This is a genomic window from Flavobacterium panacis (assembly GCF_024649945.1).
In the GTDB taxonomy this organism is placed as follows: domain Bacteria; phylum Bacteroidota; class Bacteroidia; order Flavobacteriales; family Flavobacteriaceae; genus Flavobacterium; species Flavobacterium panacis.
Genome location: NZ_JANKMS010000006.1, coordinates 262554 through 284783, shown reverse-complemented (window position 1 = coordinate 284783; position 22230 = coordinate 262554). Strand labels below are relative to the sequence as shown.

19 protein-coding genes are annotated in these 22230 nt (G+C 33.3%); 7 read left to right on the top strand and 12 right to left on the bottom strand.

All coding sequences use genetic code 11. The annotated features are described in order from the left end of the window. Window positions 1-10: 10 nt before the first annotated feature. The 9 genes from NQQ59_RS14645 to mnmE form a co-directional block, all read right to left on the bottom strand. The gene (locus NQQ59_RS14645) at window positions 11-424 is read right to left on the bottom strand and encodes a nuclear transport factor 2 family protein (RefSeq protein ID WP_144219638.1); all 414 of its coding nucleotides are present in this window, start codon (window positions 422-424) and stop codon (window positions 11-13) included. Between the two features lie 1012 nt (window positions 425-1436). Next, window positions 1437-1985 carry a DUF2652 domain-containing protein gene (locus tag NQQ59_RS14640; protein WP_186296655.1) on the bottom strand — a complete coding sequence of 183 codons (549 nt, stop codon included), beginning with the start codon at window positions 1983-1985 and terminating at the stop codon, window positions 1437-1439. A gap of 324 nt (window positions 1986-2309) precedes the next feature. Continuing rightward, on the bottom strand, window positions 2310-3545 hold the full coding sequence (locus NQQ59_RS14635) for a multidrug effflux MFS transporter (protein WP_144219636.1): 1236 nt from the start codon (window positions 3543-3545) through the stop codon (window positions 2310-2312). Next, window positions 3546-3935 (bottom strand): DoxX family protein, encoded by a 390-nt coding sequence (locus tag NQQ59_RS14630; protein ID WP_144219635.1) that lies wholly within the window; start codon window positions 3933-3935, stop codon window positions 3546-3548. Between the two features lie 11 nt (window positions 3936-3946). Next, complete coding sequence (locus NQQ59_RS14625; RefSeq protein WP_144219634.1) at window positions 3947-4627, bottom strand: hypothetical protein; 681 nt, start codon at window positions 4625-4627, stop codon at window positions 3947-3949. A 68-nt stretch (window positions 4628-4695) separates the two neighbouring features. Then, a complete protein-coding gene (locus NQQ59_RS14620; RefSeq protein ID WP_144219633.1) occupies window positions 4696-5583 on the bottom strand; it encodes a helix-turn-helix domain-containing protein in 888 nt (295 codons plus the stop codon). Window positions 5584-6521: 938 nt separating this feature from the next. Then, a complete protein-coding gene (locus NQQ59_RS14615; RefSeq protein WP_144219632.1) occupies window positions 6522-7664 on the bottom strand; it encodes a site-specific integrase in 1143 nt (380 codons plus the stop codon). Further along, a complete protein-coding gene (locus NQQ59_RS14610; protein ID WP_144219631.1) occupies window positions 7657-8226 on the bottom strand; it encodes a helix-turn-helix domain-containing protein in 570 nt (189 codons plus the stop codon). Before NQQ59_RS14610 ends, NQQ59_RS14615 begins: the two co-directional genes overlap by 8 nt. A gap of 274 nt (window positions 8227-8500) precedes the next feature. Further along, window positions 8501-9901, bottom strand: a complete 1401-nt coding sequence (gene mnmE / locus NQQ59_RS14605; protein ID WP_144219630.1) for a tRNA uridine-5-carboxymethylaminomethyl(34) synthesis GTPase MnmE — start codon at window positions 9899-9901, stop codon at window positions 8501-8503. Window positions 9902-10070: 169 nt separating this feature from the next. Between mnmE and NQQ59_RS14600 the strand changes: the two genes are divergently transcribed. Together NQQ59_RS14600 and NQQ59_RS14595 are read left to right on the top strand one after the other, a co-directional pair. Further along, window positions 10071-10904, top strand: a complete 834-nt coding sequence (locus NQQ59_RS14600; RefSeq protein ID WP_144219629.1) for a universal stress protein — start codon at window positions 10071-10073, stop codon at window positions 10902-10904. Between the two features lie 61 nt (window positions 10905-10965). Beyond that, a complete protein-coding gene (locus tag NQQ59_RS14595) occupies window positions 10966-12738 on the top strand; it encodes a MutS-related protein (protein WP_144219628.1) in 1773 nt (590 codons plus the stop codon). A 77-nt stretch (window positions 12739-12815) separates the two neighbouring features. Here the strand turns inward: NQQ59_RS14595 and NQQ59_RS14590 are convergent, their stop codons facing one another. Further along, window positions 12816-13229: a winged helix-turn-helix transcriptional regulator gene (locus NQQ59_RS14590; RefSeq protein ID WP_144219627.1), complete on the bottom strand. Its 414-nt coding sequence runs from the start codon at window positions 13227-13229 to the stop codon at window positions 12816-12818. 124 nt (window positions 13230-13353) lie between these two features. On the opposite strand from NQQ59_RS14590, the gene NQQ59_RS14585 reads away from it, so the two are divergent. Together NQQ59_RS14585 and NQQ59_RS14580 are read left to right on the top strand one after the other, a co-directional pair. Further along, window positions 13354-14121 (top strand): SDR family oxidoreductase, encoded by a 768-nt coding sequence (locus tag NQQ59_RS14585; RefSeq protein ID WP_144219626.1) that lies wholly within the window; start codon window positions 13354-13356, stop codon window positions 14119-14121. An 11-nt stretch (window positions 14122-14132) separates the two neighbouring features. Next, window positions 14133-14576, top strand: a complete 444-nt coding sequence (locus NQQ59_RS14580; protein WP_144219625.1) for a PaaI family thioesterase — start codon at window positions 14133-14135, stop codon at window positions 14574-14576. A gap of 103 nt (window positions 14577-14679) precedes the next feature. Here NQQ59_RS14580 and NQQ59_RS14575 read toward each other — a convergent pair whose 3' ends face one another. Beyond that, window positions 14680-16281, bottom strand: a complete 1602-nt coding sequence (locus NQQ59_RS14575) for a Na+/H+ antiporter (protein WP_144219624.1) — start codon at window positions 16279-16281, stop codon at window positions 14680-14682. A gap of 302 nt (window positions 16282-16583) precedes the next feature. On the opposite strand from NQQ59_RS14575, the gene NQQ59_RS14570 reads away from it, so the two are divergent. The 3 genes from NQQ59_RS14570 (at window position 16584) to NQQ59_RS14560 (ending at window position 20323) form a co-directional block, all read left to right on the top strand. After that, complete coding sequence (locus NQQ59_RS14570) at window positions 16584-18935, top strand: TonB-dependent receptor (protein WP_144219623.1); 2352 nt, start codon at window positions 16584-16586, stop codon at window positions 18933-18935. A gap of 149 nt (window positions 18936-19084) precedes the next feature. Further along, entirely contained in the window at window positions 19085-19747 is a 663-nt protein-coding gene (ribB, locus tag NQQ59_RS14565; RefSeq protein WP_144219622.1) for a 3,4-dihydroxy-2-butanone-4-phosphate synthase, read from the top strand. A gap of 3 nt (window positions 19748-19750) precedes the next feature. After that, window positions 19751-20323, top strand: a complete 573-nt coding sequence (locus tag NQQ59_RS14560; protein WP_186296654.1) for a Crp/Fnr family transcriptional regulator — start codon at window positions 19751-19753, stop codon at window positions 20321-20323. A gap of 206 nt (window positions 20324-20529) precedes the next feature. Here the strand turns inward: NQQ59_RS14560 and NQQ59_RS14555 are convergent, their stop codons facing one another. Next, entirely contained in the window at window positions 20530-22224 is a 1695-nt protein-coding gene (locus tag NQQ59_RS14555; protein WP_144219621.1) for a ribonucleoside-diphosphate reductase subunit alpha, read from the bottom strand. Between the last annotated feature and the right edge of the window lie 6 nt (window positions 22225-22230).

The window sequence follows — 22230 nt, the reverse complement described above, 5'->3', positions numbered from 1 at the left end:
AAAGTTTCATTTATTTAAACTTTCTATCTTCTTCGCTTATCGCTAAATCATTAATACTAGCGTATCTCCTAGCCATCAATCCATTCTCGTCAAATTCCCAATTTTCATTTCCATACGCCCTGAACCAATTGCCCTGCGGGTCCATGTATTCATATTCAAATCGGACTGCGATGCGGTTGTCCGTGTGGGACCAATACTCCTTTTTAAGCTTATAATGCAGCTCCTTGGCCCATTTGTTGGCAAGAAATTCGACAATTTCTTCTCTTCCGTTGACAAATTTATCCCTGTTCCTCCATTCACTGTCGATGGTATAGGCTTTAGAAATTTTTACAGGATCCTGAGAATTCCATGCATCTTCAGCAAATTGAATTTTCTGTAGTGCGGATTCCAATGTAAAAGGCGGTAGTGGATGTTTCTGTTCCATTTTTTAGTAAATTAAATTGTTAAATAATTATTTGTTTTATTTATTTATTAAATCTATTGCGATTCTACAGGGCAAACTTAGAAAAAAATTCAATACAGACAAACTTGTCTGTCTATTTTTATTTTTTTTTTTTTCAACTTGGTTTATATTTCAAGTCTCTAATCACATTTAAAAACAATTTAAAACACTAACAAACAGCTATTTAAAATTCAGTTATTTAATTTAAAAGAACTGAATAAGTCTCTAGTACCTCGGAAAAACCTTCATTTAAATAACAAGATTAATCTTTTAAATTTTTATTATAATAAATAATTTTACCCCAAGACTTATAAAAATTCATATTCTATTCAATGAATGATTAAAGAATTTTATGAGAATATAAACTTGGAATATGTTTATCAATTTTTAGCTTTAATACTAACATCCTTTTACAATAAATCTACTCTTCTTTCGAGATGCACTTGATAAAAGGGATTACTTTTGTGTCACAAAACCTAAATCACATAAAAGTAGTTAATAGAGCGAAAGAAAGACAACTGTACATTAAGCATAACAATCTTTTCAAATCGTCAATAATATTTGCAGAATTGCTTTTAGTTTATTGGCATGAACCAATTGCGTTTTTATAATTTTTCACATCAATCCCCAACAGAACATCTAAACCAAAATTACCAAGTCAATCGAAGACAGACATTACATGTAGTACGCCAATTTCTTCAAATCATCCAAAAATGATGTTGAAATTTTTCCTGTTCCTATCACAACGCCAAATGGCGCCAATTGAAGGCAATTGGCGCCATTTTTTTTTAGACTTAATAAGGTTATACTAATTTTTACTTAACTCTACAAGGCTTTAATTCCCTGATTTACCAGCAACAAAACAAAGGAAAGATAATCAGATTTCTGAAAAAGTGGTCTATCTAAAAATTTTAGCGAGGCACACCTAGCCCTAGGTTTACAGCACTTGATTGTTTAAATTTTCTTAAGGTCCATTATTAACTGATTTCTTGCTCTAAAGATCCTGATAGTAAATCATACCCATCCCTGGAACTAATTTACTAACTTTTGACATACTGTAAACCCCATCTACTACACTTTCAAGAAAAGGATTGCTAAAAAATGTATAGGAAGAATATTCAGCAAATGTGTTTTTTAGTAGCTGATGCGTTTCTACAATTGCCTTGCTATATAGTTTTCCAAATTTTTTAATGCTATAATTTGAAAATTCTCCATAATGAACAATAAACTTTAGTGACATTTCTATCTTAGTATCCAGATTAACACTTAGCTCAGAGATTTTCTCATCAAACGCTATCTGCATTCTTTTTATAACTTCTACAGTATCTTGGTAACTGGGATTTTTTCTAAGTTTGTAAAATAAAACAGCGTCACCTTCTATTTCGGAAATGTAGAAATATCCATTGTTAGCTTTAATTATTGTCAGCAATAATTCTCTGACAATATATTCTCCTGTATATATTTGAGTGCTGAAAAGAAACTCAGTAAATCCACTGAAATCAGTTATCAAGACAACACCTTTTCGCACATTATTTTGTATCACGCCTATATATTTATATGTAGATCCCAGCAGTTTCCTTGTTCAAAATTATACTGGCTATTTTTCCTTGAATTAGTAGTATTTGCATTTATTGTTACCTGCCAGCTAGAAGGGAATATGAAAAGGCATAGTTATTGGATTTTGTATTTTTTCAATACTGTAAAGAGATAGGATTATTTAATTATAATCATCTATCTCTTTAAATTAACTATAGCGTCTATGACTATTACATTGTATAGTTTCAATTAGTCATTTCATTTACCGTTTAAGTTACAAATTACAATCTTAGAGTAGAGTGTATTATGGAAGTCATAACAGATTCAACCTCTATTTGTTTTTCCAAAATAGTGATGTTCCTAGCGATATAGAGGCACAAATCAAAAGTGTTATAGTCATTGGTACTATTGAATTGTTTTGTATAAGCCCGATGATAGTCAAAATAATGAATGTTACAGCTAATTGAACAAATCCAAAAATTGCAGAAGCTTTGCCTCCATTAATTCGAAAAGGCTCTAATGCTAAGTCAGCAGTTGCAGGAAGCAAAATACCGAGCAAAAATAAATATGGAAATATTAATAATAGTATAACTATTATCGGAGCATTCATATAGATAGAAATAACTGACAATAAAGCAAAAATTACCTGTAATAAGCAGACGCGTCTAACAATTAGATGTTTATCAAAAAATTTAATTAGATAATTTATGGAATAAGACCCCATTACTATTCCTATGGATATGACTCCAAAAATCAGGCTGTACTCAGTACCCGTAAATCCCCCTTTTTCCATAATAAGGAAAGGCGAGTTAGAAATAAATGCTAGCAAGCCGGAATATACCATGCTGCCAATTATCGTATAGATTACAAATTGCCCGTTTTTGAATACAGGTGTCTGTTTACTTTTTGAGCTATCATCTATTCTTAATATTTCTCTTGAATATGTTTCAGGCAAAAGAAAAACAACCAACAACAGTATAATAAATCCTATTACAGCCATTGCGATAAAATTGCTATGCCAGGTACCAGTCTGTAGCAAGGCATTTCCTATGCTTGGTGCAACAATAGGTGTTACTCCCATTATTAGGGCCAATAGAGAAAATACCTTCATCGTTTTATTTCTTTCAAAAACATCAGTAACTATTGCTCTGGCAACAACAACTCCCGCTGAACCGCTGAAGGCCTGTAGAAATCGAATAAGCCAGAACATTTCAATACTTTCAACTTTGACAATCGAAATCGACAAAATTGTGTACAGGGCAAGTCCAGCTATTATTGGAAGTTTTCTGCCGAACTTATCAGCTAAAACTCCCCATACTAACTGCCCTAAAGCAAATCCTCCTAAAAATGTAGAAAGTGATATCTGAACTTTACCAATATCAGCCTGCAGATCATCTGCAATTGATTTAAAAGCTGGTAAATATAAATCAACACTTAATATCTCAATTGCTGTAAGAAGAGCTAATATGACCGTAATCAACACTTCTTTTCGTGTTAATCTAAAATCATTCGTATTTCCAGTTGTGTCTGTAAAACTATTGTTTTGTATCAGTTTTTTTTTGTCCATTTAGTTATTATTGTAGAATAATTTACGAAAATAATAGTAAGATACTGATAGGACTATAAAAGGAATTAGCGGAGGAAACCCTTCTGCTATTCCATCAGTAACAAAATGTGCAAGGCTTGCTGATAATAATAATATTCCAAACCCTACATAAGCCCATTCCTTAAACATCGTAGGAAATGAAGGTATCAGAATGACTATTGCGCCTACAATTTTTAAAATGTCCAGTTCTGATCTGAAGTAATTCGGATATCCCAATCTATGAATAGTTTCTTCTAATTGATTATTTGGTAGGAAGTATGGAGGAACAATGATCATTATCATTGAGACAACTGTTACAGTCCAATATATTTTTTTTGTTTTCTTTGAATTTGTTGATATTAAATCTTTCATTTTTATATTTTTTAAAATAATTCTGCTCTTAAAAATCCACCTATGCTATTTTGACTAGTTTTAAAGGGACCATAGACATCATAATTATAACCAATACCAAACTGATAATTTTCATATGCTGTGCCTAACCTCAGGTTAACATAACTTCTCTCATGATACTCTTGTTTAATGTTCTCATTGTATAGAGCCTGTACTCTCGTATAAAGTCCCCATTTTGCATTGAACATAGGTCTGTATTCGACAAGTCCAAATAATTCGAAATTATAATTTCGGATTAAATCAATTCTAGGCAAGGCGATTATCAGAAATTCTCTATTCGCAAATACATACTGTACACCTGCGGTAGGTGAAAAACCAGTAAAATTATCTATGTAAGCTCCTGCATTTAGGGAAAAGCCTTTCCAAACATCAAAAGTTGCCAGAGCAAGAGTCATCATTTCGTTTTTGTTCTGATCTTCTGTAGTGTAGTTGCCAGTAAATTGACTAACATTAAAAAAACCAAATCGTGAATTGGAATTAAAATGTTTGCTTACAATTAATTGAAAAGATACTCCATTATTGCTAGCAAAGGCTTCAACAGGGATAGGTACATCATGGATTTGTGGAGGTCCCACGCTTAGGGTGTCTGTCTGGGCAAATGCTGTTGCACAAAAAAAAGACAATGCTGAGATTGATAGAATTTTTAATTTCATATTCCTGATTTAAATTAGATTGCAAAATTAATTAGCAACCAACTTAAAGGAAAGAACAAAAAAAGCAATTACTCGGACAAATCAATCATTTTACTGAATTCGGTAGGGGTTAATCCGCTGTGCTTTTTAAAAAATCTGCCGAAGTAAGAAGGGTCTTCAAAACCGATTTCAAACGCAATTTCACTAAACGACATCTTATTTAACCTTATCAAAACTTTAGCTTCCAGTAGCAGCATCTCATCAATTAAGAGAGAAGCAGATTTTCCTGTTACAGATTTTACAGATTTGTTCAAATGATTTGGAGATATATTTATTTGTTCTGCATAAGCAAAAACAGATTTCTGCTTTGAAACATTAAGATTCAAAAGACGCTTAAATTCCAAGGTTATCTTTTCTGCCGCTGTGAACTGTTGTCGATGAGTGAAATCTGCTGACTTTTTTACCTCCACAAGAAAAGTAGCTAAATAAAGTTTAATTAACTCAGTATTTTGATAATCCTCGTTTAAGACCTCCATACGTTGAAGCAAAACAATCAAATTTTTCATTTCATTTTCTGAAAAATGAATAACAGGTTTTGCCATCCAATCGGAAATATCAATATTGGTATGACTCAAAAAAGAATCTGAAAAATGCAGCCAAAAACCGGATGTGTTCTTAACCATTTCTACTGTGGAAGTTATATGTCCTGCTGGGATTAGATGTATTGAATTATTGGTAACTGTATAACTGTCAAGACCTGCACTTTTGATTACTTTTCCATGAATAACAATCATCAGAGAATGCGCAGCATTTCGATATAGTGGCTGTGGAAACTTTAATTTGTAGTTAGGAGCTGCTAGGTCATGTATAAAGAAGTCGTTAAAATTCTCCTTCCCAAATAATTTCTGGTCATAATCCATCATCAAAGTTTGCCTAAACTCTTTAGCCGCTAATATTGGTATGTTGTTGCTTTTCAATTTAAAGACGGATCGTATTTATTACAAAAATACTATTTAATTTTGATTAGTAATCGTCGAAGATATAGAGATCAGCATACTTGATACCATTTCTCATAAAAAAAGTTAAGGCTTAGCTAGCCATTCAATATAATGTTTATTCCACAAAAATTAGGCAAGACTTATTTGACCAAATAAAAAAACCAATACATTTATTTTTAAATTCAAGACAGTAATTCATATAGCCAAAGAAAGACAATCCTGCCTTAACGTAAAACATTCTTTTAAAATCCTCCATAAAATTTGTAAATTTATATATCAGCTTAATGCGATGAATCAATTGAGTTTTTATAATTTTTGCATCAATCCTACTCAGGACATCCAAACCAAATTTACAAAGCCAATGGAAGACAGACCATTACATAATAGTAAGCCAATTGCTTCAAACCGTCCAAAAATGATGTTGAAATTTGTCCTGTTCCTGTCCCCCAACGGGACAAATAATTCACTTCCCCTAACTACATAAACAATTGATTATCTTCACATTACTTATAAAATTAAAAAGTAAAAAAAATGGAATTTAATGAAAATCATACTAGTAAAATCATACCTGAAAAAGCACATAAAATGTTAACCGACGAAGGAATGAATGTTACACTTGCGGAGGTAACTGAAATATTGTCTTTTCTATAAGTTGATGGCTGGAGCGGTTAAAAAATTCTTAGAAGATTCAGGAAGTAGTACAATACCAGAAAACGACGTTTTATCTGAAACTCTAGAAATTAAGAAAAAGAAAACAAGGTCAAATAACCCAAACAAAAAAAACAGCTTACTGCAATACCTGCAATTTTTTGAACAATAGTTTCTAAAAAACTTCTAAAAACTATTTAATAAAATAAAAAGAGTAACGCCTCACCTTTTTTTGGTGAAGCGTTAAAAATTGTGGTAAAGAAAAATCTTCATTCCAAAGAAATCCGGTTTGCGGCTTCCCTCTTTTTCTGGTCAATGACTCGGGCATATACCTGTGTTGTTTTAACGCTTCTATGTCCCAGCATTTTTGAAACAGTAAAAATATCAGTTCCAGCCGTAATTTGAAGCGTTGCAAAGGTATGCCTGAAACAATGAAAGGTAATATGCTTTCTGATTCCTGCAGATGCCACCCATTGGGGAATTGTTCGGTCAACATCCCACTTATTAAAACCTTTGAACACACGTTCCTTTTCCTCTTCTCTCACTCCAAGAAGCTGAAAAGCTTCATCAGAAATCGGCAAAGATTCTGCACCTTCTGTTTTCTTCTGTCTGAATACGATATAATATCCATCCCTCTCGATATATTGGATTTCCGACCAGACCAGTTTGGCAATATCAACATATCGCATCCCGGTCAGAACGGAAAACATTGAAATCTTGCGCACCATGGCGTTGGTACATGGCGTTGCGAATAGAAGTCTGGCTTCTTCGAGGGTCAAAAAGTTACGCTGGGATTCCATCTCTTTAATAGAGCTTATCTTGGCGTTGACATCGGTTTTCAATTTATCTTCCTTATATGCACATTTCAAGGTGGTCTTAATTTTGTTGTAATAGGAAAGTGCGGTATTTCTAGAGAGCTGCTTCTTGTTTTTTCTTCTGCTCCTGGCCTTTAAAAGATATTCCCTGAACTCCTCGACTAAAGTAACCGATACATCTTTAAACAGCAGGTCGTTTCCATTGAGAAATACCTCGAAATGGGCAATTGCAGAGTTCCATATATCTAAATTTTTCCCCTCTTTCTTCTGTCCAAGCTTTTTGTAAAACATGAGGAATGATTCATTGCCTCTAGCCTGAATCTGCAGCTGTTCCTTTTCAAACGGGGAATAGATCTCCGACTTGTTTATCTCGTTCTGTCTTCTGGCCCGAATCAGTTCAGCGGCATCTTGGTTCTCAATATTGGCAATTTTCTGATACTGATCTTCAGGCTTCTCATAGATGTACAACTTCAGAAACTCTCGTCTGGTATACTCATTACTGTCTGCATCCCATATCGGTGGATAGAAATCCAGATACAAAGACAATCTTCCCTTGGATATCGGTCTTTTTCTCAGTGTCACAATACTCTTACTCATCTCCAATACTTTTTAGACAAACATCCAAATCCTTTTTCTGAACATAGGTAAATTTGCCGGAGACAAACTTGCTTATGTTGTATTTTCTAATCAAAAAATAAAGCGCGGTCGGGCTTATTCCGTATCGTTGCTGGGCCTCGGTTATGGTGCAGCACTGGCTTAAATCCACAAACTGGGGAGCTGGATCGGGCTTCTCGGTCGTCACCTCGTTTAAAGCAAAAATTGCTTCTACGCTTTTTCTGACCACAAGCCTTCTTCTGCCCAGCTTTACCGTATCGACATCATTTCTTTCCATCATCCTGTAAAGCGTCCTTCTGCTTATTCCCAAAAACTGGCCGCACTCGGCAACACTTAAATAATCCCTTTTTTTTATGGCTTCAAAATCCTGTATTCTGACCTTCTCCATTTCCTTATTGCTGACATCGTTTGTCTTGTGCCTGATAATTAATTTATAGTTCCTGCTCCCGCATTTCAAGGAACAGAACTTGGTTTTGGTGGTTTTTGCCGTAAATTCCTGGTGACAGAATTGGCAGATTCTTGTAATTCGCATGTTTGAACTCATAATTTTTTAATTTTATAGTTATGTGCCCTACATTGCCCAATAAATCCTTCCCTGATGTGTCAAAGTGTGTCATAAGGTGCCAAACTGTGCCAAAACCTGCCCTTATCGTTAATTTTTTTTGTACCTCGATTTTCGAGGTACAAATAAGGTACAAATCTGGACAAAACAACACTCAAATATTATAAAAAACATTGCTATAAAAAAATAGCCAAAATGTTAATTACCAACATTTTAGCTATTTTAAATATTTTTATTTTGTATTTATTTGCGCCCTCTACTTGCCGATGCAAAAGTTAGCAAATATGTTCCCCAACAATTCGTCATTAGAGACTTGACCTGTGATCAACCCGAATTGGTATAAAGCTTCGCGAATATCCAACGCCATCAAATCACTCGAAAGACCAGATTCTAAACCAAATTTTACCTTTTGAATTTCGTCTAAAGCTTTTAGTAACGAATCATAATGTCTCGTATTCGTCACAATTGTCTCATTGTTGCGAAGTGCTCCAGTATTTACAAATGATAACAATTCGTTTTTTAAATCCTCTACTCCTATTTTTTCTTTAGCAGAAATCAATAAAAGTTTTGCATTTAGATTTTCTAGCTTAGTGGTAATATTTTGCACTTCGTCAGCAGATAAAATATCTTTTTTGTTGACTACAATTACAAGAGGTTTTAGAGGATATTTATTTTTAATCTGCTCTATTTCATTCACAAATTCAGAACTTGAAGTTTGAAATTTTAATCCGTCAAACAAATAAATTACGACTTGTGCTTGATCAATTTTTTCAAAAGTCTTTTTGATTCCGATGCTTTCTACAACATCTTTTGTATCACGAATTCCAGCAGTATCAATAAATCTAAATCCGATACCGCCAATTACCAATTCGTCTTCAATCGTATCACGTGTTGTTCCAGCAATATCAGAAACAATAGCTCTTTCTTCGTTTAATAAAGCATTTAATAATGTCGATTTTCCCACATTCGGTTCACCCACAATCGCAACAGGAATTCCGTTCTTAATAACATTTCCGACAGCAAATGAATCTATTAAACGTTTTAAAACAAATTCTATTCGATTCAATAATTCATGAAATTGTGTACGGTCAGCAAATTCTACATCTTCCTCAGCAAAGTCTAATTCTAATTCAATTAAGGAAGCAAAATTCAAAAGTTCTTCACGAAGTTTTGCTATTTCATTACTAAATCCACCACGCATTTGCTGCATAGCAATTTGATGAGAAGCTTCATTATCAGACGAAATCAAATCGGCAACTGCTTCTGCTTGTGACAAATCTAATTTTCCGTTTAAAAAAGCTCTAAGCGTAAATTCACCCGCATCTGCCATTCTACAACCTTTTCGCAGCAACAACTGAATAATTTGCTGCTGAATATAAGTTGATCCGTGACATGAAATTTCGATTGTATCTTCGCCTGTGTACGAATTCGGGCCTTTAAAAACAGAAACCAAAACCTCATCCAATGTTTTGCTTTCATCAACAATATGCCCCAAATGAAGTGTGTGCGTTTTCTGCTTTGTTAAATCTTTGTTTTTAATAGATTTAAAAACCGAATTACCAATGGTAATGGCCTCGGCCCCAGAAATTCGGATTATGGCAATAGCTCCAGCTCCCGAAGGTGTAGCCAAAGCAACTATAGAATCTTGATTTATCATGCCGCAAAGGTACAAAAAAAGGGCAAATCTCTTAGAACTAACAAAAGTCTAAATTATGGCAAAAATCGGCGTATTAACAAATTATTAAGTGTTAAAATACTGATAATTATCAGGTCGTTTTCTTTTTAGAATGAGTAAATTTGAGAGACAAACCTTAATCTTAAATACTATGAAAAAGATATTATTACCAACCGATTTCTCAGATGCTGCTACAAATGCATTTGTTCATGCTTTAGAATTTGCTAAAGTTGTAAAAGCCGAATTAATCTTACTTCATACATTTGAAATTCCAGTTTACGACAGCCAGTTCTTTCCAGAGAATTACGCTTCTATATACAGTTCTATCGAATTGGCAAAATTTGAAATGTTCAAAGATGAAATTCCAAAATTACGTACGATTGCTGCAGAAAGAAACTTAGACGATATTGTAATCAAACATCGATTGATGGACGGAGATTTAATTTATAATCTAAAAAATGCTGTTGAAGAAGACCAAATTGACTTTGTAATCATGGGAACAAACAGCGTTTCTGACTGGACAAAATTTTTTACGGGTTCTAATACCGAATCTGTAATTTCAGGAGTTGAAGTTCCTGTTTTGTGTGTTCCTATCGATGCTAAATATAAAAAAGTAAAAACAATTGGTTTTACAACACGTTACCGTGAAAAAGATAAAAAAGAACTAAAAAAGATTTTAAAAATCGCTAAAAAAACAGATGCTAAAGTAAAAAGTCTTTACGTAAAAGCATCAAATTCAGATGTTACAGATGAAACACGAAAAGAATGGGAAAGAGAATTTGCTGGAGAAAATGTCGAATTTTTAGTTTTGCCAAGTGATGATGTAAAAGAAACTATTCTTGATTTTGTACTTTATAAAGACATTGATATTTTGACAACGATAACACACAAACGTTCCTTTTTTGAAAGTCTGTTCGATTCAAGTTTCAGCAAAAAAATATCTAAAGAAGTCCAAATTCCGGTACTAATAATGCATGAAGATTAATTCTAATATCTATCGATTTTGTCTCTTAAAGTTTATATTTGTATTTCAGTAAATTATAAGAATGAAAACATATCAGGACAAAATCGAAACCTATTCGGAACTACATCATAAAACCAACAAAAAATACAACAGCATAAGCCTTTTGAGGTTATTAAGTATTTTTCTTTTATTGTTTTTTATGTTTTATTACATCAAAACAAACGAAATACTTTATGTTATTCTGGCTGTTTTATCTTTTGTTGGTTTTCTCTTTTTAATGAGAATACATTCGCGCTTGTCTTTCCAAAGATTATTAGCAGAAACACTTTTGAAAATTAATCGAAACGAAATTTCTTTTCTGAAAAGAGAAAAAACTTCTTTTGAAAACGGAGCAGAATTTATAGACTTTCATCATCCGTATGCATACGATTTAGATATTTTCGGAGAACATTCTTTATTCCAAAGCCTTAATAGAACCGCTACTTTTATCGGAAAAAAAACACTAGCAAATCTTTTATTAAGCACTCTTCCTGAAGATAAAATCTTAGAAAATCAGGAAGCCATAAACGAACTTAAAAACAAAATTGACTGGAGACAGAAATTCCAGGCTCTGGCAATCATTAGCCGAGACTCTAAAGAATCATACGAAGCAATAAAACATTGGTCTTCTTTTAAAAATAATACATTACCTAAAGTTTTAGTTACACTTTCAATAATTCTTCCAACCTTGTTTTTTGGATTTTTAATAGCTTACATTTTTACTTCAAAAACCATTTTACTTTCGTATCTGACTTATATTTTCATTGCCAATTTGATTGTTTTGGGAAGATCAATAAAAAGAATTCAATCTGAAATTGCCAAGGCAGACAATGTTGATACAATCATCAAACAATATAGTTTATTGCTAGAAAAAATAGAAAACGAAAGTTTCCAATCTAAAAAGCTAATTCATTTACAAAAACAACTTGTATTTAAAAATGCTAAGGCAAGTCAGCATTTAAAACAGCTTTCAGAATTGTTTTCTAGAATGGATACAATCAGTAATTTCGTTACTGCAACACTTTTTAACGGGACATTCTTATTCAATCTTCATGTTTTAAGAGCACTCTTGAAATGGAAAGAAGATTACGCTTCAGAAATGAATCACTGGATTGCTATTATTGGCGAAATTGAAGCTTTAAACAGTCTTGCTAATTTAGCTTACAATAACTCCGATTTTGTTTTCCCTCAAATCAATTCTGAGTATAAAATTGAATTCAAAAACCTAAGTCACCCATTGTTAAATCCTGCAACAAGAATTGGAAACGATACCAATTTTCATCCACTTTCTTTTGTGATTTTAACGGGTTCCAACATGTCTGGAAAAAGTACCTTTTTAAGAAGCTTAGGAATCAATATGGTACTTGGTGGAACAGGCTCAGTTGTTTGTGCATCAGAAGCTAAAATACATCCACTTCCAGTATTAGTTTCAATGCGTTTATCAGATTCTCTTTCAGATAGCGAATCTTACTTTTTTGCTGAAATTAAACGTTTAAAACAGATCATGGATGCACTTGAAAATCAGCCTGCTTTTGTTCTATTGGATGAGATTTTAAGAGGAACAAATTCTGATGATAAAAGAAACGGAACCATTGAAGTTGTAAAGAAGATAATTTCTAAAAAAGCAATAGGTGCAATCGCAACTCACGATATTGAAGTTTGCCTCACTACTAACGAATATCCCGAAATTTTAACCAATCAATGTTTTGAAGTAGAAATAAAAAATAACGAATTACACTTCGATTACAAATTAAGAAACGGAATCTGCAAAAATAAAAGTGCTACATTTTTAATGCAAAAAATGGAAGTCATTTAATTCTTAATGGTGAATTGTAAATTATTAATTTTCTTCTTGAGCAAAATCATTTACAATTCACCATTAAGAATTAACAATTACAAACCTTCTTTCATCTTTTTTATTCCTTTTTCAATAAAGACGACTTTGTTGTCTTTTGCTTTTTCGATAAGCTTTTTTCTTTCTTCTGGAATTTCATAATATTTCTCAGCCCATAAACTAATTTCGACTAAAACAGGAAACAATTCAATTCCTTTTTCAGTAAGTTGATACAAAACTTTTGCTTTGCTGTCTGGGTGATCTAGTTTTATTATGATATTATTCTCTTCTAAAACCAGCAATCTACTCGCTAAAATATTAGTAGCAATTTTTTCTTCTGATTTTAAAAAATCACCATACGTACATTGTTTTTTAAACATTAAATCCCTAATAATCAACAATGACCATTTATCTCCCCAAATTTCTAAAGATGTATTTATAGGGCAATTTGATCTTTTTTTTGAAGCCTTCATAAAAATAAATTAAAATTTAACTTGCGTTTTGCAAGTAATTAATATCTTTGTACTTGCAAAATGCAAGCAAATTTATTTAATATTCTTAAACAAAGCAAATTATACACTTTAAAATAAGAACAAAATGGACTTAAAAGGTAAAACAATATTGGTTACTGGCGGTGCGTCAGGAATAGGTTTAGAATCTGCTAAACAGTTTTTAGCAGAAGGAGCCAAAGTAATTATTACAGGGAGAAATCAAGAGAAATTAGACGCTGCTAAAAAGCTTTATCCTGAAATAATAGCCATTCAAAACGATGTTGCAAATGAAGATCAAGCACAAAAATTGTACATCCAAATTGAAGCTTTGGGAGGAATTGATATTCTTTATAACAATGCTGGCGTTTCAAATCCGACGAATAACTTGGCAAAAACAAACGATCAGATTACCGAAATGGCAGCTTATGAAATGAACATAAACTATTTGGCCATAGTACGTTTGAATAATTTATTTCTACAAATGCTTCAAAACCGATCAGAAAGTGCTATTATCAATACAACGTCAATTTTGAGCTATGTTCCTTCAAATTTAGCACCAACTTATTCTGCAACTAAAGCTGCACTTCGCTTTTATACGGCTTCACTTAGAAATCATTTGGAAGTGGCTAAAACCAATGTAAAAGTTTTTGAATTACTTCCTCCTTTGGTAGCAACAGAAATGGCAAAAGGTATCGACACTAAAACCATAACTCCAGAAACACTTGTAAAAGGATTGATTCAAGGAATTCACAAAAACAATTACACCATTCGCATTGGCGATACAAAAGTCATTTATTTTTTAAGCCGATTTTTTCCAAAAACCGCTTACAAACTAATCAATCCGCTAAAAAATAGTATCAAATTATCAGCTTAAATAATTTAAACATGGAAAACAAAAGATTACAGTTTCTTCAAAGTTTTATTGGAAAACATTTTACAGAGAGCCCTTCTCCTTTTGCGCATTGGTTAAACGGAAAAGTAATTTCGGTTGAAAAAGAAATGGTCGAGTTTGAATTCGAAATAAGGAAAGAAATGACTAATCCTGTAGGAATGCTACACGGAGGCGTTACAGCAGGAATGATTGACGATTGTATTGGGGTAAATTTTATGGTCTTAGGCCTTGAAAAATTCTATCCCACTATCAACTTATATATTGATTACTTTAATCCGGCATTTGAAAACCAAACTGCTATCGTTAGAACTAAACTCGAAAAATTAGGAAAGACAATCATCAATATCAAAGCGGAAGTTATTAATAAAAATACATCCAAAATAATGGCGCAAGCCAGCGCTAATTTGGCAGTAAGTGACATGAAAATTCCAAATTAATTCTTCAAAAAAGAAAAAGCTTTGTCAAAGTTTAAAATTTTGACAAAGCTCTATCTTCTCCTATTTTTGGAATTTGGATTTTAAAATTTGAAATTTAAACCTTCTATTCCTCGTACATTTCCATCCAAAGTCGAGTTTCCTCAAGATCTAGTTCTTTTTCTATTTTACGGAAAATCTCTTCATTTACAGATCCTTTTTTATGCATACCTTCAAGATTGCTTCGTTCTACATTCAAAAGATCTATTTGCACTCTCGTGAATTCATTAAAAATTTGTCCACCTAAAACCTTTCCATTTCCAAAAAAGTTAGCCGGAAGCTCTGTTTTTTGCAATCGGTTAAATTTCACTTCATATTTACTTTTAATGTTGTGCAGTAATTCATCATCCAATAAAGAAAAATGATCTTCAATATGGGTGATGGTATCTGAAACTATTTTATTTCTGATATCGTACTCTTCCGCTAAAATAGAATAACGCTGAATTTTTAGCTTTTTAATCAACCACGGAAGCGTAAGCCCCTGAATAACCAGAGTAGACAATATCACGCAAAAAACTAAATAAATAATCAAGTTACGAAGCGGAAATTCTTCGGTTTTATTCAACATTAATGGCAGTGCCAAAGCAGCCGCCATCGAAACCACACCACGCATTCCAGACCAACCGAAAACAATCATATTTCGATAATCAAACTCTTCTTTTTCACGGATTTTTTTACTGATCATTCTCGGGATAATCGTTGCTGGAATTACCCATAAAAAACGAACAACAATAACAACAATACTAATCACAGATCCCCATATAAATAAAGAATTTCCGGAGTAATTGCTGATTCCTTCAATAATCTGACGCAACTGAAGACCAATTAAGATAAAGATCAAACCATTGAGAATATTGTTTAAAACGTCCCAGATTGTATTGGTCATTATTCGGCTTTCATGGGAAAAAATAGTCCCTGATCTTGCCGCCAAGAAAAGTCCCGTAGCCACAACCGCCAAAACTCCTGAACCGTGAAAATGCTCTGCAATAAGATAAGATGCAAAAGGTGTTAATAATGTCAGTGTTACTTCGATAATATCATCACAAACAAATCTTTTATGAATGTAATACATAATAAAACCAACAGCCAGTCCCACTCCTATGCCAAGTATCGACATTAAAACAAAGTTTAATCCAGCCTGCCACAAAACAAAATTTCCAGCTGTAATCGCTGTTAAAGCATATTTGTAAGCCACAAGACCACTGGCATCATTCACCAAACTTTCTCCTTCCAGAATTGCAATTAATCTTGGATGCAAACCTAAACCTTTAGTGATAGCGGTTGCAGAAACTGCATCTGGAGGCGAAACAATTGCACCAAGCAAAAATGCTAACGGCCAAGAAATATCCTCTATAAGCCAATGTGCTACAACGGCAACCAATCCTGTTGTAAAAAAGACTAAACCAACAGCCGCTAGAGTTATCGGTCGAATAGTTTGTTTAAAATCGGACCAACTTGTATGCCAAGCGGCATGATACAAAAGAGGCGGTAGGAAAATGATAAAAACAATCTCTGGGCTCAAGGCAATAACTGGAAGTCCTGGTACAACGCTGATAAGTACTCCACACAGAACCAATACAATAGGAATTGGAAAATTGTATCTTTTACTTATTAAACTAAGAAAGGCTACGCCAAAAAGTAACATTATAATTACTGTGATATTCTCCATTTTTTACTGCGGGTATTTAGATGTTTTGGGTTATAATTTGAGTGCTAAATTAATATATTATGATAATTAAATTAAAACAACACTAAAAAAGTTCCTCTCTTATCTATTCGTTACACAAACAAAAAGCTTAAAACAAAAGAAAAATATAGCTTTCTCTTTCAGGCCAAAAAGCTAAAAAACTGCATTTAACATATTCGCTATTAATTGATAAATAAAAAATTAGGAGAGGTAAAATTAATTTTTACATTTGCACTGTTTTTATTTAGTCTAAATAATTAATTGAATCAAATTTTAAAAAAACCATGAAATTTAATAACCTTAGAATTTTCAAATATGCAATTCTTATCTGCATATTTTTTCATGCCTTTACCATTCAGGCGCAACAAAATTTTGGTAAAATAAAAGGAAACGTCACCACTTCTGACGGAGATCCGGCTTCCTTTGTAAATGTCGTTTTGAAAGGAACTAAACTGGGTACTATTACAAATGAAGATGGAGTCTTTGAATTCCACAAAGTGAAACCTGGAAATTACAACGTCTTAGTTTCATTGACAGGTTACGAAACTATCGAACAAGAAATTTCTGTAAATGAAAATACCACCACTCCTATTTCGCTTCAAATTAAAGCTTCAAATAAAGAATTACAGGAAGTCATTGTAACAAGTGATCGCAAAAAAATGGCAGCCAAAGAAAGTCAGTATATCGCAAGGATGCCACTTAAAAACTTAGAAAACCCTCAAGTATATTCTGTTATTAATCCTAAAATAATCGAACAGCAGGTACTAACTAATTTTGATGATGCGTTAAAAAGTGCTGCCGGAGTAGTTTCAGCTGGTTCAGAACCTGGAGTAAGATCTGGCTCTTATTTAAGAGGTTTTGACGAACAAGCTTTCTTTAGAGATGGAAAAATGCTGGGTAACTGGACCGAAAATGATATGGCCAATATTGAAAGTATTGAAGTAATTAAAGGTCCATCAGGAACTTTATTTGGCGGTCACGGTCGTGCAAATTATGGTGGAGTTATCAATCGTATTACCAAAAAGCCTTACGACACTTTTGGTGGAAATATTAACTATATTACAGGAAGCTATGGATACAATCGTTTAACAGCCGATGTCAATACGCCATTGAGTGCCGATGGTGCTTTTCTTGGGCGAGTTAATGCCGCATATAGAAAAGAAAAAAGTTTTCAGGATTATGGTTGGGCAGAAAGTTATTTTGTTGCTCCATCATTTACCTATAATGCCAGCGAAAAACTTAAAATTGTGGTTGAAGCTGATCTTTACAAAATACAAGGAACACAAAGACCTTATTTAAGCGCAAGCGGTATTACAAATGTGAATGAATTAAATCCAATTCATGATTTGTCTTTTACTACAAATGAAATTTTATACGAAAAAGCCTCTTCTATATTTTCTGTTGATGCCATTTATAAATTAAACGATCAATGGACTTCAACAACTTCATTTGGACATTCGTACAGCTTGTACAACCCAAATTATGTTATCGCTAGTGTAACAGGACAAACTGTAAGCCGTACATTAGGAACTGCTCGTTATGATATTGACTTTACAACCATTCAGCAGTATTTAAACGGTGATTTTAAAATCGGAAAAATGCGTAATCGTTTATTAGTCGGAATTGACTATTTGAGAGATGATGAAATTTACGTTGGAAGCTCTGCTGCGTATGACACTTTCCAATATACATCAATTGCACCATATCTATCAAAACAGGCTTTTGATCAAGCTATCGCAGCTACTACATTCTGGACTGGAGGTAACGTAAATGACCGTTACAGCGCATATTTCTCAAATGTTTTGGATATTCTTCCGCAACTTCATTTAATGACAAGTCTTCGTTACGAATATTCTAAAGATGTAACACCAAGCGCTACGATTCCAAACGCAGATAATCCTGATCTTTCTTTCAATCAAGGAGCCTGGACGCCAAAATTTGGTTTGGTATATGAAATTCTACCTGAACAGTTGTCTGTTTTTGGAAATTATCTTGGAGGGAACAAAAACATCAACAGTTTCCTAAAAGATGACGGAACAGGAAATGGTGTGATGCAGAAAGCAGATCCAGAAAAAGCAACACAATGGGAATTAGGAATTAAATCAAGTTTATTTCAAAATCGTTTAACATTGATGGCGAGTTACTTTGATATTAAAGTCGATAACAAACTACGAACTAATCCTGTTAACCAATTATTCAGTTTACAAGACGGAACACAGAAGAACAAAGGTTTTGAACTAGAATTATTCGCTACTCCAATTACAGGATTAGATATTATGTTAGGATATGCAAATCTTGATGCTACTTTCTTAAACGGAACAGATGCAGGTAAACACGTTGCTTACACTCCAAAAAACACGGTTAATTACTGGATAAGTTATACCGCTAAACAAGGAAAAGTAAGAGGTCTTGGAATTGGTTTTGGAGGAAATTACAGAGACGTGAGTTTCTTAACCTCATCAAATGATATAGTTATTCCAGGTGTACATCTTTTAAATGCTTCTGTATTCTACGAACAAGCGAGATACCGATTTGCTATAAAAGCCGATAACCTTACAAACGAAGTGTATTGGGGAGATTTCTTAAATCCGCAAGCGCCTAGAACGATTAAAGCTTCTTTAGCTATTAAATTTTAAAAAAGAACTTTCATTTTTTTTACCTCCAAATTCTATAACTGATTTGGAGGTTTTCTTTTTCAAACAAACCTGATTTATTGACTTATATCAAACTTTTTCATTCTAGACAACTGTACATTTGATTTTCAATTATTTTTAAAAATCATAAAATGATAAATACAGAAATAAGTCCGTTGATGCAATTTGGAATTACAAGCAAAGAGCGTGTCGAAAATGCATTAGAACAACTTAAAAACGGAAAAGGAGTTTTGGTTACTGATGATGAAAACCGTGAAAATGAAGGCGATCTTATATTTTCTGCTCATCAGATGAATGTTCAAGATATGGCTTTAATGATTCGTGAATGCAGCGGAATTGTCTGTCTTTGTTTAACCAATGAAAAAGCAGACAAATTGGAACTTCCATACATGGTACAAGAAAACACCAGTAGTTTTCAAACGCCTTTTACCATAACAATCGAAGCTAAAAAAGGAGTTACAACCGGAGTTTCGGCACAGGATCGAATTACTACTATCAAAACTGCGATTGCACGAAATGCAAAACCAGAAAACTTAGCAAGACCCGGACATATTTTCCCGCTTAGAGCAAACGATAATGGCGTTTTAGGACGAAGCGGCCACACTGAAGGAAGCGTTGATTTAATGAAATTAGCAGGTTTACAACCCGAAGCTGTTCTTTGCGAACTAATGAACGAAGACGGTTCAATGGCTAAGTTAAACGAAATTATTAGCTTTGCGCAACAACACGATTTAATTGTTTTATCTATTGAAGATATTATCTATTACCGTAAATTCGTGAGAGATTATAACTAAAAAATGATATACGAACAGCTTAGCAATTACATCAAAAAAAGTATTGAAGTTTCTGACGAAGATTTAAACACGATTCTCTCCTATTTTAAACCTTTAAAGAAAACCAAAAACGAATTGCTTTTGGCTCAAGGACAAATCAGTCAGCAGACTTTTTTTGTTGGGAAAGGCTGTCTCAGAATATTTTTTATTAATGAAGAAGGGAAAGATGTTACCCGATATATTGCTTTTGAAAATCAATTTGCAACTGCATTAGTTAGCTTTATAACCAAAAAACCTTCAGTCGAAAATATTCAGGTGATTGAAAAATCGGAACTATTGACTATTTCGCATGAAGATTTTAATCATTTAATGAAAATCATTCCGCAATGGCGGGAGTTTTACAGCAATTATTTAGAGAAAGCTTATGTGAATAATGCTAATCGTTTGATGTCATTTACCACTATGGATGCTTTGGAAAGATACCATCAGCTTTTGAAAATAAATCCTGCAATTGTGAAAAGATTGCCAAATAAAATTGTGGCTTCTTATATTAATATTTCCCAAGAAACTTTGAGTCGATTGAAGTCTAAGGTTTGATTTTTTTTTTAGCCGCTGAGACACTAAGACATTAAGTTTTTTTTTAGCCACGAATTCACGAATTTAATTAAATTCATATCTGTCTTAATCAGCTTAAATCTTTTAAAATCTGCGTGAAATCCTTTGCGCTTCTTTGCGAGTAAATCTTTGCGGTAAAAATCAAATAAAAAAGCCGAATCTCATTCAGATTCGGCTTTTGATTTTTTTTATGATTCACAACTACTGCAAGAAACAAGACTCGTTACTAATTCTTTAGAAACACTTTGACTTCTTTGGTAGTATAAACTTTTAACTCCTTGTTGCCAAGCTTCGATCATTAAACGGTTAACATCTTTAATTGCCAATTCTGCTGGAATATTAAGATTTAAACTTTGTCCCTGATCTACGAATTTTTGACGAATTCCTGCTTGTTGTACAATTTCTAATTGACTGATTTCTTTAAAAGTTTTAAAAACATCTTTTTCTTCCTGAGTCAATTGTTCCATATGTTGAACACTTCCTCCATTTAGCATAATTCCTCTCCAAACTTCCTCGTTATCTAAACCTTTTTCTTCTAATAGTTTTTTAAGGTATTTGTTTTTACGCATGAAATTTCCTTTACTCAATCCAGCTTTGTAATAATTACTGCTGAAAGGTTCAATCCCTGGAGAAGTTTGTCCTAAAATAGCAGAAGATGAAGTTGTTGGAGCAATGGCCATTGTTGTAGTATTACGTCTTCCGTAACCTTTTAACAATTCTGGTTCACCATAAATTCTCGCTAATTCCTGACTTGCTTTATCGGCTTTGTCGCTGATATGTTTGAAAATTTCTGTAGTTTTCATTTTAGCTTCCATTCCTTCAAACGGAATCATATTTTTTTGCAAGTAAGAATGCCATCCTAAAACTCCTAAACCAAGTGCACGGTGTCTTTTAGCAAATTTGTTAGCAGCAGAAAGGTAATAGTTCCCTTCTGTTTTTTCGATGAATTCCTGTAGAACAGCATCTAAGAAAAAGATCGCTAATTTTACTGCTTCAGTATCTTTCCATTCATCATATAATTCTAAGTTCATAGAAGAAAGACAGCAAATAAATGATTCGTCATGTGTGGACGGAAGCATAATCTCACTACACAAGTTACTTGCGTTGATTCTTAAATTCTGATCTTTATAAACCTGAGGTTTGTTTTTATTTACGTTATCACTAAAGAAAATATAAGGCAATCCTTTTTGTTGACGGCTTTCTAAAACTTTAGCCCAAACTTGTCTTTTTTCAGTATCACCATCAATCATTTCCTGCATCCAATAATCTGGTACACAGATTCCAGTAAACAAGTTTTGAATTGGGTTTCCGATACTTTTAATTTTTAAAAACTCTTCAATATCTGGGTGATCTACATCTAAATAAGCTGCAAATGCGCCACGACGAACTCCACCTTGAGAAATCGTATCCATTGCTGTATCAAAAAGCTTCATAAAACTTACCGCTCCACTACTCTTTCCGTTGTCTGTTACAGCACTTCCACGCTCACGTAATTCACCAAAATAACCAGAAGTTCCACCTCCGATTTTAGTCTGCATAATTACTTCTCCGAGTTTATGTGTAATTCCCTCAATCTTATCTGGAACGTGAACATTAAAACAAGAAATTGGCAATCCTCTTTCTGTTCCCATATTAGCCCAAACCGGTGAACTGATACTCATCCAGCCTCTTTCAATCATTTCCATAAAAGACTCTTTCAACTCTGGTTTATAAAGTCTTTTTGCAGCAGCAGTACAAATTCTGTCAATTGCACCTTCTACTGTCTCTCCTTTCAAAAGATATCCGCGGTTTAAAATCTGCTCACTTTCAGAGTTTTTCCACCACATTTTGGTATCATTTTGTGTTTCAAAATTATTTGCTGGGTTTGTGTCTATCGTATTCATATGTAT